This is a genomic window from Gemmatimonadota bacterium (assembly GCA_016719105.1).
Taxonomy (GTDB): Bacteria; Gemmatimonadota; Gemmatimonadetes; order Gemmatimonadales; family Gemmatimonadaceae; genus SCN-70-22.
In genome coordinates this window covers 258,897-273,179 of record JADKAQ010000002.1, presented here as the reverse complement: position 1 = coordinate 273,179, position 14,283 = coordinate 258,897, and the positions used below count along the sequence as shown (strand labels likewise).

Annotated in this window: 11 protein-coding genes; 1 reads left to right on the top strand and 10 read right to left on the bottom strand. The window is 70.4% G+C overall.

The window, feature by feature from the left end:
- Window positions 1-82: 82 nt before the first annotated feature.
- The 6 genes from IPN47_04770 to IPN47_04745 all read right to left on the bottom strand — a co-directional run bounded on the left by IPN47_04770 (window position 83) and on the right by IPN47_04745 (window position 5,869).
- The gene (locus tag IPN47_04770) at window positions 83-2,197 is read right to left on the bottom strand and encodes a cytochrome c/FTR1 family iron permease (protein MBK9407360.1); all 2,115 of its coding nucleotides are present in this window, start codon (window positions 2,195-2,197) and stop codon (window positions 83-85) included.
- A 249-nt stretch (window positions 2,198-2,446) separates the two neighbouring features.
- Window positions 2,447-2,833, bottom strand: a complete 387-nt coding sequence (acpS, locus tag IPN47_04765) for a holo-ACP synthase (protein ID MBK9407359.1) — start codon at window positions 2,831-2,833, stop codon at window positions 2,447-2,449.
- A gap of 55 nt (window positions 2,834-2,888) precedes the next feature.
- The gene (locus IPN47_04760; GenBank protein MBK9407358.1) at window positions 2,889-3,644 is read right to left on the bottom strand and encodes a hypothetical protein; all 756 of its coding nucleotides are present in this window, start codon (window positions 3,642-3,644) and stop codon (window positions 2,889-2,891) included.
- Window positions 3,634-4,227 (bottom strand): class IV adenylate cyclase, encoded by a 594-nt coding sequence (locus tag IPN47_04755; GenBank protein ID MBK9407357.1) that lies wholly within the window; start codon window positions 4,225-4,227, stop codon window positions 3,634-3,636. Before IPN47_04755 ends, IPN47_04760 begins: the two co-directional genes overlap by 11 nt.
- Window positions 4,220-4,912 carry an HAD family hydrolase gene (locus IPN47_04750; protein ID MBK9407356.1) on the bottom strand — a complete coding sequence of 231 codons (693 nt, stop codon included), beginning with the start codon at window positions 4,910-4,912 and terminating at the stop codon, window positions 4,220-4,222. The genes IPN47_04755 and IPN47_04750 overlap by 8 nt, the downstream gene beginning before the upstream one ends.
- Window positions 4,913-4,945: 33 nt before the next feature.
- A complete protein-coding gene (locus IPN47_04745) occupies window positions 4,946-5,869 on the bottom strand; it encodes an EamA family transporter (protein ID MBK9407355.1) in 924 nt (307 codons plus the stop codon).
- Between the two features lie 33 nt (window positions 5,870-5,902).
- On the opposite strand from IPN47_04745, the gene IPN47_04740 reads away from it, so the two are divergent.
- Window positions 5,903-6,337: a hypothetical protein gene (locus IPN47_04740; GenBank protein MBK9407354.1), complete on the top strand. Its 435-nt coding sequence runs from the start codon at window positions 5,903-5,905 to the stop codon at window positions 6,335-6,337.
- A 33-nt stretch (window positions 6,338-6,370) separates the two neighbouring features.
- Here IPN47_04740 and IPN47_04735 read toward each other — a convergent pair whose 3' ends face one another.
- From IPN47_04735 to IPN47_04720, 4 genes are read right to left on the bottom strand one after another with little or no spacing between them, the layout of a single operon-like run.
- The gene (locus tag IPN47_04735) at window positions 6,371-6,580 is read right to left on the bottom strand and encodes a hypothetical protein (GenBank protein ID MBK9407353.1); all 210 of its coding nucleotides are present in this window, start codon (window positions 6,578-6,580) and stop codon (window positions 6,371-6,373) included.
- Between the two features lie 20 nt (window positions 6,581-6,600).
- Complete coding sequence (locus IPN47_04730) at window positions 6,601-7,947, bottom strand: sigma-54-dependent Fis family transcriptional regulator (GenBank protein MBK9407352.1); 1,347 nt, start codon at window positions 7,945-7,947, stop codon at window positions 6,601-6,603.
- A 16-nt stretch (window positions 7,948-7,963) separates the two neighbouring features.
- A complete protein-coding gene (locus tag IPN47_04725; GenBank protein MBK9407351.1) occupies window positions 7,964-11,647 on the bottom strand; it encodes a PAS domain S-box protein in 3,684 nt (1,227 codons plus the stop codon).
- A gap of 9 nt (window positions 11,648-11,656) precedes the next feature.
- Complete coding sequence (locus IPN47_04720) at window positions 11,657-12,526, bottom strand: diacylglycerol kinase family lipid kinase (protein ID MBK9407350.1); 870 nt, start codon at window positions 12,524-12,526, stop codon at window positions 11,657-11,659.
- Between the last annotated feature and the right edge of the window lie 1,757 nt (window positions 12,527-14,283).

Sequence of the window (14,283 nt, the reverse complement as noted above, 5' to 3'; positions counted from 1 at the left end):
GGGGGCAGCGCCATGCAGGGTCCAGACAAGACGACGCCCGCGGCGAGATGCCGCGGGCGTCGTGCGTTGGACGGTCGAATGCCTAACGGTTGATCCCTTCGTTCCCCACCGCCTGCTCGATCGATTCGACCTTGCGCTCCAGCTCGCGCACCCGGTCCTCGATCGGCTCGCTCACCGGGCGGCGCGACGGCGGCACCGTCGGCAGCGCGACCGACCGCCGTGGCCAGAAGGTCTTGGCCAGCGCAAAGACGAACAGGGCCACGAGCGCGAGCTGCGCCAGCACCGTCTCCACGCTCGGGAAGATCCCCATGCCCTCAACCGACGGCCACCCCGGGAGGATGGTGATGGGAACGACGTTCCCTTCTTGCAGCTCGCGGATCCCCTTCCCCATGAAGACGAAGGCCATGTAGTACAGCAGCGCGCTCGTCACGGCGAAGAACGGCCGGAGCGGGATCTTGACGCCGTACCGATGGAAGAGCGTGAAGATGATCGACAGCACCACGAAGCCGACCGCGATCCCCAGCGAGAGCGGGATCGCCGCCCCCTCGGCAAAGAGCGCCTGCATGAAGAGCGCGGTCTCGGCCCCTTCACGATACACCGCCAGGAAGGCGACCACCGTCAGCGCCGTCCCGCCGCCATGGCTCAGCGCGGTGTTCACCTTGTCGCGAATGAACGCCTGCCACTTGGCCGCCTCGACCTTCGAGATCAGCCAGTAGCTCACGGAAAAGAGCACCGCGACGGCGATGAGCATCGTCGCCCCTTCGATGATCTCGCGCGTGGCCGGCAGCGCCTTGAGTGCCGTCGCCAGGATCACCGCCGTCACGGCGCTCGCCGCCAGCGCGGCCCCGACGCCGATCCAGATGTCGCGCAGCCGCTTCCGGTTCCCCGTCTTGATGAGGAAAGCGACGATCGCTCCGATGACCAGGATCGCCTCGAACCCCTCGCGCAGGATGATCAGGAACGACTGGAAGAACGCCCCCCAGAAGCCGGTGGCCGGCTTCGTCATCGCGATGATCTCCGGCATCCCGGCCGCGATCGCATCACGCGCACGTTCGGCCGAGCGTGCGTCGTTGGCCTTCACGGCGCCCTTGAAGTCGGCGAAGTGGCGCTCCATGGTGGCCACCAACCCGGGATTGCGGGCACGTGCAGGCGTCTCGAGCGGCTCGAACGCGATGTACGCATCGAAGGCGAGGTCGCCTGCCTCGCTCCGGCGCCCGCCGCGGGCGGCGGTTAGCGCTTCGTCGAGGATCGCCATGACCTTCTTGGACACCCCCGCCCCGTCCAGCGAATCGCTGGACGCTTCCGCCTGCGCGGCCGGATTGCGCAGCGAGAGCGAGCGTACGTGCGCGACGAGCTGCGCGTACTCCGCGTCGTCCAGGTCGCGCGTGGGCGGCATCGCCGTCCCCTTCACCCCCGCACGGATCGCCTCGATGACCTGCGCGTCGCTCCGTTCGGCCTGCCATGCAAACGAGTTGAGGTCGACCGGGATCTTGCTGAGGGCAGCGACCAGGGGACCGTCGCCCGCACCGCCGGCGCCATGACAACCCGCGCAACGCTGTGCGTAGATCCCCTCTCCCGGGGCGACGGTGACAGGGGCGCGCAGCGAATTGATGTAGGAGATGACGTTCCAGCGGTCGTCAGGCGAGAGTTCGCCGGCGAACCCCTTCATGGACGTGCCGGCGATCCCCACCGAAGCGATGCGGAACATGAGCGCCGGCGAGACATCGCGCATCGTGACCGGATCACCCAGCTTGGGAGGCGGCGGGGTCATCCCGGCCGCCTGCGGCCCGTCTCCCTGTCCCGTCACGCCGTGGCACTTCGCGCACTGCTGCTCGTAAATCGCGCGTCCCGCGCCGAGGTCGACGGGGCGCGTCGGGAGGTCGAGCGCACCATCGGCGCCTAACGACCCGTTGAAGCGTTCGTGCAGCAGCGCGAGCTCGGCCGGCGGGCGCTTGGCCTGCACGGCCGCGGCGAGCGAATCGAGCAGCGCCTGCGTCATCCCCACCTTGTCGCCGCTCAGTCGCTGCGCGACCTCACGCGCATCGGCCAGGAACGAGACCGCTTCCTCGTACTCCATGTCGGAGATGAGGCGCCCCTGCGCATCGATCGCCTTGGCATACTCCTCGACCGCGACGCCCACGATGCTCGACAGGCGCTTGGCCGGTCGCTCCTGGGTGGCGCCGGTCGAAGTGACCACGGCCAGGAGTCCCAGCGCGACGGCAACTCGGGCCGACCAACGATGAAAACCAGTCACGGCGAAGGGGTTCAGCGCAGAAGGGGCACGCCGGCTTGCGATCGCTTGTCTCGTCAGGCGAGGGGCGGGCGCGGGCCGGTGGAGGTCAGGTGATGGCAAACGGGGCGACGGTCGGTCTCCCCATCTCTCACACGGTTGAGAATGATTCTCAACCGTATTCCGAGTAAAACTATCGGCACAAGGCATCGCCGGCTAGCCGTCCCGTTCCAGAATGACGACGGCGCCCGCCGTGTGGTGCGAATGGGTCAGCGTGAGCAGCGCCCGCGAGATCTGCAGTTCGCGTGCTCGGGCCGCCGCCCTTCCATGGAAGGTGAGCACGGGGCGCCGATGGTCGTCGTGGCTGACCTCGATCTCGCGCCAGCCGATTCCCCGCGCGTCTTCCGTCCCGGACAGCGCCTTGAACGCGGCCTCCTTGGCTGCCAGGCGCGCCGCCACGTGCTCCGCCGGCGTATGCATGCGGGCACAGTACGCCCACTCCCCCTCGGTGAGCAGGCGCGTCGTCACCGGCTGCCCTTCCTTTTCCAGCATTCGCACGACTCGCTCCACCTCGACGAGGTCCATCCCGAGGCCTACGACCATGGCGCGGAATACTGCAAACCGGATGGCACTTTGCTGAGAGGGATTCCCCGACCGATCATCGCTCGAACGTCAGGAAATGTCCGCGATCGCCCTCCGCGAGCACCTCGGTCATCGCCTGCCACGCCTGGTCGGCATGCACGAAGAGCGCCCGCAGCTGCGCCGCCCACGCCCGCCACTCGACGAACCGGTGCGCGTCGGGCGCTTCGTGCACCGCACGACCGGCGTCGCTCACGCGCCGCAGCTGTGCGAAGAGCGCGTCACAGGCATCGAGAAGGCCGGCCTCGAGAGCGCGTCGATGCGGCGGTCGTTCCGCGTGACGCTCGAGCGCCAGCGCCGCCAGCGTACCGCGCAACCGCTCGGCTAGCGCGTCGGCGTCGAAGCTGGCGACGCGCCAATCGACCGGCTCATCGCCCTCGAGGCGTCGGCGCGCCTGCAGGAGCGGGGCGAAGAAGCGCTCGCGTGCCATCGCATGCCGGGCCGACTCGGCACGGAGGGCGCGCATGGCGCGCGCGACCTCGGGGAGGGCGCAGGCCCGCTGCGACACGGCGAACCAGGCGCGGTCGAGCGACTCGCCGTCCGAGAGCTGCAACTCCTCATCCGGCAGGTGCAACCAGAGGACCCCGGCGCGCCACGCCGCCCCGGTGAGCTGCGGCAGCGCGACCGCGACCTCGTCCCCCGTCGCCTCGAGGCGGACGACAACCTCGTCCTGCTCCACGAAGAGCGTGACCGCGCCGGCGAGATCGCGCCCGCGCCAGCGCCCGGACACCGCGCCGGCCCGGAAGGCGAGTCGCCCCTCGCGCTCAGGCGTCATCGAGACGATACCGGAAATCGCCGGCCACCTCGCGCCGACAGATCGCGGCGCGCTCACCGGTCCGCGCCTCGAAGCGCAGGACGAACGCGATCAACGGTTCGGCGGTGAAGCCCGCGCGTGGCAGCGCCAGCAGCGCAATCGCCGACTCGATGTGCGCCGGCTCCCCCTCGACTTCCACCAGGAGGTCCATGCGAGGGTAGCGCTCGAGGCGCACCGTCGCGCCAGCGGCGGCGAAGACCGCGACCTCGCGGTCGATCTCCCGCGTGACCTGGAATCCCATCGATCGCAGGATGCCATCGAACGCCTCCGCGTCGCCGACCGAGGTCCCCGTCTCCTCGCGAATCTTGAAGCCGTCGACGATCGAGGCCGATCCCTTGAACTCGACGACGGCGCGCTCGCCGGCGGCGTCGCGCTGCACGCGAAGCCGCAACACGTGGTCGCGCGCGGTGAGCGCCCGATCGGCGGTATCGTAGCGACGGTCGCTCATCGTCCCCTCGAACACGAGGATCGCGCCGGCCTCCAGCAGCCGTCGGCGCGCCTCCGCCTCGTCGGGGACGACCGCCTTCAACTCGACTTCACGCATCGTCGATGGCGCGCATCACCGCCGCCGTGTCGCGCAAGTCGGCGAAGACCGCCGCCGGGGCGTGCGCGGCAAGATCGTCGACGGAGTAGTGGCCGGTGGCGACGGCAATCGCGCGCGCCCCCACCCCGCGCCCGCACGCAATGTCGGCCGGGGTATCACCGATGATCACCAGTCGATCGCCCGAGAGCGACGCGTCCAGCGCCGCGCGCGACCGCTCGAGTGCGATGCCGGGAAGCGCCGGTCGATGCTCGTGATCCGACCCAAACACTCCGATGCGGAACCGCTGTGGGTCGATCCCGACGGCGCGCAGCTTGCGCTCCGCCCCCGCCGCCACGTTGCCCGTCAGGAGCCCGATCTCCCGGTCGTCGCGCGCCTCGAGCGCCTCGAGCAGCGCTAGCACGCCGTCATACAGCAGCACGCGCAACGAAGCGTCCGCCAGCTCCTGTTCCAGGCGCACGAGATAGTCGTCGAGCACCTGGGGCAGGCGCGCCTCGATCGCCGAGTCGTCCATCCCCGCCTCGCGCATGAGTTCGCGCACGATCTGCACGTCGGTCTTGCCATCGTAGCGATACCCCGGCGCCCCCGGGGTCCCGAAGGCCGAGACGAGCGCCCCTTCCATCGCGCGCCGCCCTGCCCCTTCGGTGGAGAGGATCGTACCGTCGATGTCGAACAAGACGAGCTTCATGGCGTCGGCAGGCGAGAAGTGGGACGACGCGTGCTACCGACGCGTGAGCAGCAGGCCGGAGATCACGAACGACGCTCCGATCACCTGTGGGAACGTCGGCACCTCACGGAAGGCGAGGTACGCGACGATCGCCGCGATGATCGGCTGCAAGTTGGAGTACACCGCGGTACGGGTGGGCCCGAGGATGCGCAGGCCACGATACCAGAACATGTACGCGAAGACCATCGCCAGGATGGCCGAGTAGAACAGCGCCGCGTACACGCCGAGGGGGAGACTCGTCCACGGCGTGGCCAGAATGGCGGGGGCGGCGATCACGCAGGTGATCATGGCCCCGCCCAGCATGGTGTAGCCCCCGAGCTGCAACGCGTGCACCTGCGTCGAGACCCGCTTGAGGGCCACCGAATACACGGCCCAGCTGAGGGATGCCCCGAGCAGGAGCATCCCCCCCGCCAGGGAATCGTGACCGGCCCCACCTCGCGCCGACCCCATGACCACGGTCGAGCACCCGACGATCTGCAGGGCGATCCCGCCCCACTGCCGCGACGTCAACCGCTCCGTGCCCAGCAGGCGTCCGAGAATCGCGACGAACGCCGGCGTCGACGCCACGATGAGCGCCGCCGTCGCCACGCGCGAGCGCACGATCCCCAAGATGAAGAGGATCTGGTACACGCCGTTCCCCAGCATCCCGAGCAGGAGGAGCTGCCACAGGACGCGGCGCGGTACGCGCTCGAGCCGCATCGCACCTGCGATCCCGAGTTGGGCTGCCGCGGCGATCGGGATGCGGGCGCCATTGAAGGCGAGCGGGGCGATGTACTGCGTCCCGTACTTCAGGACCGAGAAGTTGATCCCCCAGATGGTTGCCATCAGGAGGAGGAGGAGGTCGGTCACCCACCGCGCCTCGGCCTCCGACGGCACCACGTCGCCCGAGGCGACGACTCCAGACGCGCTGACAGCCATGCCGAAAGCTAGACGCCCTCCCTAAGTTTCGGGATGCATGTCTCCTTCGCACTCTTCGCCGACGCGGCGAACCTGTCCCAGGAAGGGAAGCTCAACATCCTCGGCGTCTTCGATGCCGTGCAGGTCGGACAACTTCCCGCCATACATCCGCGGGCGCACCTCGTGGTGCGGCTCAAGGGGGGCGCCGCCGACGTGGGACGCCACAACGTCAACCTGCGCTGGGTCAACCCGAGTGGGGTCGAGCTCTGGTCGTCGGACGGCCAGCTCGACGTCGAGGGGGTCCCGCCGCTGGCGGTCGAGATGGACCTGCCGCTCATCGCCGCGATCGACCTCCCGCTCGATGAGTCGGGGGCCTACACGATGCGCATCGCGCTCGACGAGACGCCGCGTGCCGAGGTGGGACTGATGGTACGGGCCGCCCCACCGCAGTTCGTCGCCCCGACGCCCGCGGGGGCGATGGTCTCCTGATACGGGGGGCGCGGGTGATCCCGCCGCCCGGGGTCAGCCTGGGGGTGACGGGGGCACGTTAGGCGCGGCGCCCGCCGCCGAGGCCGCCGCCGCGCACGTCCTGCACTGCGTGATCCCCTTCATGTTGCAGATGACACAGATGAAGGTGCCGCAGTCGTTGCACGGATAGCCTTCCGAGGCGCGTTCCTCGTTTCCGCAGGCCCGGCAAATCATCGCGTCGCGCTCGTGCTGCTGCGTGCTCATGGCATCCCTCGCTCGTTCGGTCACCCCGTCGCGACGGGGAGTCCGTATTCCTTGATCTTCTTGATGAGCGTCGCCCGGGAGATCCCGAGCGCGCGTGCGGCGTGCGTACGATTGCCGTCGTGCAGTCGCAGCGTGCGCTCGATGTGCCCGCGCTCGACCTCCGCGAGCGACTGCCCCTCGAGCCGGTCCGCCACGGACCCGCCAGGTGCCGCGCCACGCACGTCGACCGGAAGCGATTGCAGTTCCAGGAGCGACGCCCCGCGCCCCACGATCATGCCGCGCTCCAGCACGTTGCGCAACTCACGGATGTTGCCCGGCCAGGCGTAGCGCAGGAGGGCGTCGAGTGCCTCCTCGCTCACCGTGCGCGGCGCGTTGGGCAGGTGTGGTATCAGCTCATCCATGAGGCGCGCGATCAGCTCGACCAGGTCCTCGCGCGAGCGTGAGCGCAGCGGAGGGAGCGTGAGCGGCATGACGCTGAGCCGATAGTACAGGTCCTCGCGCAGCGACCCGGCGTTGACCTCGTTGACGAGGTCCTGGTTGGTCGCGGCGATGATGCGCACGTCGACGGCGATCTCGCGCGTCCCGCCGACGCGCCGGAAGGACTTCCCCTCCAGCACGCGCAGGAGCTTGGGCTGCAGCGGCGCGGGGAGTGCCCCGATCTCGTCGAGGAAGAGCGAGCCCCCCGTGGCCACCTCCAGCAATCCGGCCCGCCAGCTGCCACGTGCGACGTCCTCCGCCCCGAACAACTCGGCGTCCAGCGCTTCACTGGAATGCGCCGCGCAGTTCACCTCCACGAATGGCCCGTTGGCACGCGGCGAATGGGCGTGGATGAGCTCGGCGATCCGCCCCTTCCCCGTCCCGCTCTCGCCTAACAAGAGGACGGTCGTGCGTTCGCTGGCGGCCAGCAGCTCGACCTGGCCGGCGAGCTCGCGCATGCGCGGTGACGACCCGATCGCCAGGCTCCCGCCGGTCGAGCGACGCGCCGTGAGGTAGCGCGACAACTGCCGCAGCCGGACCTTTTCCAGTGCGCGGTCGAGCGCGACGCCGAGGTGCGAGAGTTCGACGGGCTTCGTGAGGAAGTTCTCCACCCCCTCCTGCACGGCTCGCACGGCGAGCGGCACGTCGGCGTGGCCCGAGATCATGATCACCACGGGCGCCTCGTCGCGGATGCGGGCGAACACATCGAACCCCGTCATGTCCGGCAGGCGCAGGTCGAGCAACGTCACGTCGGGACGTCGTTCGCGCCACGCCGCGAGGGCCCCTTCACCCGACGTCGCCAGGCGCACCGTGTGCCCGGCGCGTTCGAGGAAGCGCCCGTAGCTCTCGGCGAGCATCGGCTCGTCGTCGACGATCAGGAGGTCGGCCATGGCGTCCGCCCCCTGGTCACGGCTTCGGAGCGGCGGTCCCCGCGAGTGCGCGTCGCACGTCGTCGAGCGTGAACGGCTTGCACAGCGCGGGGAGTCCGCTGTCGCGCGCGAGTTGCTGGGCGGCCTCGCGCTCGAGGTCGCCGGTCAGGAAGACCACGCGCGGGACCAGGTCGGGACGGCGCGCCTTGAGCTCGGCGAAGAGGGCTTCGCCCCCTAACCGCGGCATGCGCAAGTCGAGGATGATCCGATCGAAGGGCAGCGCCTCGACGGCGCGACGCGCCTCCTCGCCGTCGGCCGCGAGCGTGACCCGGTGGCCCAGTCGTTCGAGCATGCGCGCCAGCGCGGCGCGAATCGCCGGCTCGTCGTCGACGACGAGGATGTCGAGCGACGACGCGTCGCCCTCGTCGGGCGCCCCAATGCGGACTGGCGGCGCCTCGTCCGGGGCGGGGGTGATCGGGATCTCGACCACGAAGGTCGCCCCATCGCCCGGGGTCGAATCGACGTGGATGCGCCCGCCGTGCTCGCGCACGATCCCCTCGGCGACCGCCAGCCCCAACCCGGCGAGGTCGAGCCCCTCACGCATCGTGACCCCTGGCGAGAACAGCCGCTCGAGGTCGGCCGCGGCGATCCCGGGGCCGGAGTCCTCGACCACGAGCACGAGCGCGTTGGCGACCCGCGAGAGACGCAGCGAGAGGCGCTTCATCCCGCGCCACTCGCGCATCGCATGCTCGGCGCGCGTGACCAGGTGGAGCACCGCCTGCTGCAAGCGCGCCGGGTCGCCCCAGGTAACCGGAAGGTCGGCCGGCAGCTCCTCGACCAGGGTCACGCCCGCCAAGCCGAGCGCGTAGCGCCGCACGTCGAGGGCCCGCGTCACGACTTCCGCCAGCCGCACGGCAGCCAGCTGCAACGGGCGCTCGCGCGTGAGATCGAGGAGGTTGTGCAGGACGCGCGCCGCACGTTCCGCCTCGCGCCGGATGGTCTCCAACCCCTCCCGCTGCGACGGTTCCGTGGTGGCATCGTGCTCGTCGATCAGGAGTTCGCTGAAGGCAAGGACGGCCGAGAGCGGGTTGTTGAGCTCATGCACGACCCCACCCAGGAGCTGCCCCACCGAGGCATGTCGCTCGCGGCGCAGCAGCTCGTCGAGCAGGCGCTTCTCGCTGGTGACGTCGCGCACGACTCCCATGACCCCGGTCACCCGCCCGCGTTCGACGATTGGCGAGGCGATCAACGATCCCCAGCGTGACCGCCCCGTGGCGTCGAGGTAGCGGATCTCGCGCAGTTCCCGTTCGCCGTGCAGGACCGCGACGAAGAGCTCCCAGATGGATTCGCGGTCGCGCGGGTCGAGCATCGCGGTGAAGTGGTGCCCCGTGATCGCGTCGCGTCCCTGCCCGGTGGCCGCCTCGAAGGCGCGGTTCACCGAGGTGAAGTTCCCCTCCTCGTCGACGGTGAAGATGGCATCGGAGGCCGACTCGACGAGCAGGGCGTAGCGTGCCTCGCTGCGATGCAGCACGTCGGCACGGGCCCGCTCCTCGCTCACGTCGCGCGCCACGAGGAGCAGGCCGATCACGGCGCGCCCCTCACGCATGGGGATGGCGGTGATGGCCAGCGTCCTCGGCGAGCCGTTGCGCCTGACGACGGTGCATTCCCACGGACGCGGCTCGCCGTGCCGGGCGTCGCGGAGGAAGGTCGTCACCCGGTCGACATCGCCCGGGGCGAGGAACGGGTGGAAATGGCGCCCGAGGAGCAGTTCGCCCGGCGTGTCGAACACCTCGCAGGCCGCCGGGTTGGCGGAGGTGATGGCCCCGGTGAGGTTGAGCGTGAGCACCGCGTCGGTGGCGTAATCAAAGAGCTGCCGGTAGCGCGCCTCGGAGCTCGTGACCGCCTCGCGGGCGCGCCGCTCGTCGGTCACGTCGTGCAACGAGGCCACGACCAGGGCGACCGCCTCACGCTCATGCACCGGGGCGAGGGCCGCCGTGACCACGCGCCGTTCGCCATCGCCGCGCACCACGACGTACTCGTGCCGTTGCGGCGAGTCGGCGGCCGCCAGCTGCACGTGGACGCGCGCCTCGTCGGCCATCTCGTGGAGCACCAGGTCGCTCCAGTAGGCGCCGGTCAGGTCGTCGCGGGCAAAGAGGGCGCGGGCCGCCGGATTGGCGAAGATCACCCGCCCCTCGCGATCGAGCGTGCACAGCGCGTCGGCCGACGCCTCGACGATGAGCCGGTGGCGATCCCACACGGCGCGCTGCGTGCTGACGTCGTCGAAGGTGACGATGGCGCCGCCGTTGGGGTGCGGGACCGCCATGATCTCCAGCCAGCGCCCGTTCACCCCCTCGCACACCGTGCGCGACTGCATCCCGTCCTCGATGGCGCGGGCGAGCGGATCGCCATCGGCCTCGGGGTGTGCGCCCAGGACCGTGTCGTAGAACGGGCGCCCCATCAGGATGCGCAGCGACGGATCCGCCGTGAGCTGCAACGCCCGCGAGTTGGAGCGCGTGATCTTGCCCTCGTCGTCGACCAGGCACATGCCGAGGCCGATCGAGTCGAAGGCGGCCGACCACTCGCGCGTGGCGTCGCGCACGTCCTCGTACAACCGGGCGTTCACGACGGCCACGGCCACCTGGTCGGCGAGCCGCTGCAGGACCCGCGCATCGTCGGTCGTGAAGTCGGCCGGGCCATTGTAGACGGCGATCACGCCGAGGATGCCGCGCGCGGTCATGAGCGGGACGATGACCGATCGCGCGATCGGGACCAGGCGCACGGTCGGGCGGTGCACATCGGGCTCCGCCGCGATGTCGTTGGTCACCACCGCCGCGCCACTCGTCACCACGCGCCCGCTCAGGCTCCCGGCGATCGGCATGTGCACCCCGGACAGCACCTCGGTGATGCCTAACGCCGACACGACGTGGAGGTACTCCCCCTCGCGCAGCGCCACGCACGCCCCTTCCGCCTGCAGCAGCGCGACCGCGTGGCGCAGGATGAGGCGCAGCACTTCGCCCATCTTGAGCGACTCGCCCACCGCGCGCGCGATCTCGGCCATCGCCTCGCTCTGGCGCCGCTCCCGCTCGCTGTCGGCAAACAGGCGGGCGTTGCTGAGCGCCCCCGCCGCGTGGCGCACCAGCATCCCGATCACCTCGCGCGCGTCACCGTCGAAGGCGTCTTCGCGCGGATCGTGCAGGGCCACCACGCCGAGCAGGCGGCGCCCGTGCATCATCGGCACCGCGAGCACCGCCCCGGCCGCCGTCCCCGCCGCCACGTCGTCGGCGGCCGCCAGCGGCGCGCGCGCGGGATCGTACGGCGACACGAGCACCGCCACGCCGCTCCGCGCCGCCTCGCCCAGCGGGCCGTGTCCCAGTGGCGCCACACGCCCCGGCACCAGGTGCTCGCCCACGCTGTGGTGGACGACCTCGACCAGCGCCCGGTCCAGGTCGACGCGCGATACCACGACCCCCTCACACGCCACCGCCCGCCGCACCCCGCGCGCCAGCTCCTCGAGGATCTCATCCTCGTCGAGCGTGCGCGCCAGTGCGGCGGCAATCTGTTGCAGCAGCTGCAAGCGGGCCTCATGCCGACGCCCACGCTCCACCAGCGCGCGCACGCGCTCCGCGGCCGACGGCTCGAGCCCGGACAGCAGGGTGTCCAGGGGATCGACCGCCCCGCCGCCCGCGGGCGTCACCCGCTCACGCGGTTCCGTCGGGATCACGCGCGGCGCCTAACGGGTTCCGCGCGGCACGAGCAACCGCGCGGCGCGCGGTGCCACCGTCACGCGCAACGATCCCGGCGCGAGCAGTTCGCCGTCCGCCTGCGTATCGCCGGGCGGATCGGTCTCGAGGTGCAGGGTGCGGCCGCGGAGGAAGTGCATGGCTGGATCGGTGCCGAAATCGTGGCGCAGGAGGCGCCATCCCAGGCGAAACGCGTCGCCGACGCTCGCCGGGGAAAAGACGCACAAGTCGAGCATTCCGTCATTCGGGGAAATCCCCGGCCCCAGCTGGATGAGGCCGCCGAGGACCGCCCCGAAGTTGGCGACCATGGCCGACGTCGCCCGAAAGGTATGCGGCACGCCGTCCACGGTCGCGCGCAAGGTGAACGAATCGAGCGCCAGCGTCGCCCGCGTCGCCGCGACGACATAGGCCAGGACGCCGAACCGGCGCTTGGCCGCGGCGCTCGTGCGGGCGATCATCGTCGCGTCGATCCCGATCCCCGCCGCGAAGGCGAAGACCCGCCCGTCCTCGAGCGTCCCGACATCGATGGTCGTCGTCTCCCCGCCGAGCAGCGCGAAGGCCGCACGCGCCGGCGACATCGGGATCCCGAGGGCACGCGCGACGAGATTCCCCGTCCCCCCTGGGATCACCCCGACCGGGGTCGCGTCACCGAGGAGCGCGCGCAGCACCTCCATCACCGTTCCATCACCCCCAAGGGTGAAAACGGCGTCGTGCGCATGCGCCTGCGCCCGTGCGATCGCTTCCGCGTGCCCGCGGTGCGCGGTCTGCTGGATCGTGCACTGCACGCCGGCGCGGGAAAAGACGCGTGCCACCCCATCGAGAGCAGCGGCGCCACGACGAGCAGCAGGATTGACGATCAACAGCGCCCGCCGGACGTCTACCACCGCCACGCGCGGAAGAGGTCGAAGCCGTACTGGCGGCGCGTGGTGGTGAAGCTGCGGTCCGTCCCGGTGGAGCAGAAGAGTTCGTCGAGCGGCGGCTCCAGGGAGAACGAGAAGCCATAGCCAGCCGACAGGCGCTGCTCGAGTTTCGCACCGATCGAGCGGCCAAGGGAGACCGGATTCAGCTGTCCCCCCGACGCCCCGAACCTGCACAACCCGGTCGTGAGCGACAGGAACGTACGCTCGCCCAACTGCTTCCCGATGCCGAACTGCACGCCATTGAGGAGCCCCTGACGCGACTGCTGCTGCGTCGACGTCCCCCCGGTGGTGGTCTGGATGTTCACGTAGTCGAACAGGCCGCCCGAGAACTTGGCCGAGATGTAGCTCGAGATCGTGCTGAGGGCGATCGAGGAGGCGCTGAAGCGATTGGCGCTCAGCTGCCCCCCGAGGCCAAACGATGGCACACCGGCCACCAGGTAGGAGATGAGATCCGACTCCGAGAGCTGCAAGGAATCGGCGCTTTCCAGGCGGAGGCTGGGGCGGATGAGCGTGCCTTGCACCCGCACGCGAATGCGCACGTCGTTGCGCCCGCCGTAGTTGCTCGAGATCTGCCGCACCGTGTGCAGGGCGCTGATGTTCAGGATCGGGTTGAGCTCCGTTTCGTTCAGGAAGCGCAGCTCCCCGCCCTCCACGGTGAAGGTGCGCTGCACCAACCCGCCGAGTTCGAGCCGGTAGTATCCGCGTTCCGTCTGCAGCGCGCCGTCAAGGGCGAGCTGCGGCGCACTCCCGCCGCGCCGCTCGCCCACCGTCACGTTCACCGCCCCGCCCAGCTTGATGTCCGCTTCTTCCGATCGCACGCGCACGTCGGGCCCCATCGTGATGCGCACGTTGTCGACCGTGAGGTTGTTGACGAACTCCGGCGGCGTCCGCGGCAGCAGGGCCCGGTTCGCAAACACCGTCGTGTCGACCACGTTGTACAGCTCCGGATCGTCGAGCGAGATGAGCTGCTTCCCGGTGAACGGCGGGATCACGATCACCCCGCGGTTGACGGTCACGTTCCCCGACAGGCGCGAGCGGTCGAGCGTCCCGTTCAGGCGCAACCCGGCGGAGAGCGACAGGTCGGCCACCCGCCGATTGGCGATCGCCTGGAAGTCGCGCGCACCTAACGACACATCGAACGCCGCCCCGCCCCCCTGGTCGATGAGGCGCGCCACCCATCCCCCCATCCACAGCGAGTCGCGCGGCTCGTTGCCGCTCACGACCGAGAAGCGACGGATGCGCAGCGTGTCACGCGACGCCACCAGGTCGGCGTACATGTTGCGCAACCGGATCCCGAGATCGGGAATCGTCGCGGCCGCCGAGTCGAGCCGGAGGAACCCCTCCAGCGCCGAGCGATCGCTCGTCCCGGCGAGCGAGATGTCGGCGGTCAGGCGCCCCTTGGCGTTCGTCAACGTCGGGAAGAAGCTCTCGACCACCGACATGTCGAGCTCCGTGGCACGCATCGCCACCCGCAACGTGTCGCGCAGCAGGCGCTGGTCCACCGGGACGAGCGACAGGTCTACGGGGGCATTGCCACGCAGCGTGACGACCGTCGAGTCGTTGCGCAGCAGGTCCGCACCGAACTGCAGGCGGCGATTCGCGTAGGTCCCCTGCAACGTTGCCCGCGCCACGTTCACCTGCCCGACCTTTGCCCCGTCGATCGCCCCTGTCAGCGTCATGGTCGGCGCCAAGCGCGT

What these genes read in the sequence shown, in the direction of transcription:
- IPN47_04745 (MBK9407355.1), bottom strand. Translation starts at nt 5,869, where the DNA reads ATGGCTGTCAGCGCGTCTGGAGTCGTCGCCTCGGGCGACGTGGTGCCG.
- acpS (MBK9407359.1), bottom strand. Translation starts at nt 2,833, where the DNA reads ATGGTCGTAGGCCTCGGGATGGACCTCGTCGAGGTGGAGCGAGTCGTG.
- IPN47_04760 (MBK9407358.1), bottom strand. Translation starts at nt 3,644, where the DNA reads ATGACGCCTGAGCGCGAGGGGCGACTCGCCTTCCGGGCCGGCGCGGTG.
- IPN47_04750 (MBK9407356.1), bottom strand. Translation starts at nt 4,912, where the DNA reads ATGAAGCTCGTCTTGTTCGACATCGACGGTACGATCCTCTCCACCGAA.
- IPN47_04740 (MBK9407354.1), top strand. Translation starts at nt 5,903, where the DNA reads ATGCATGTCTCCTTCGCACTCTTCGCCGACGCGGCGAACCTGTCCCAG.
- IPN47_04755 (MBK9407357.1), bottom strand. Translation starts at nt 4,227, where the DNA reads ATGCGTGAAGTCGAGTTGAAGGCGGTCGTCCCCGACGAGGCGGAGGCG.
- IPN47_04730 (MBK9407352.1), bottom strand. Translation starts at nt 7,947, where the DNA reads ATGGCCGACCTCCTGATCGTCGACGACGAGCCGATGCTCGCCGAGAGC.
- IPN47_04735 (MBK9407353.1), bottom strand. Translation starts at nt 6,580, where the DNA reads ATGAGCACGCAGCAGCACGAGCGCGACGCGATGATTTGCCGGGCCTGC.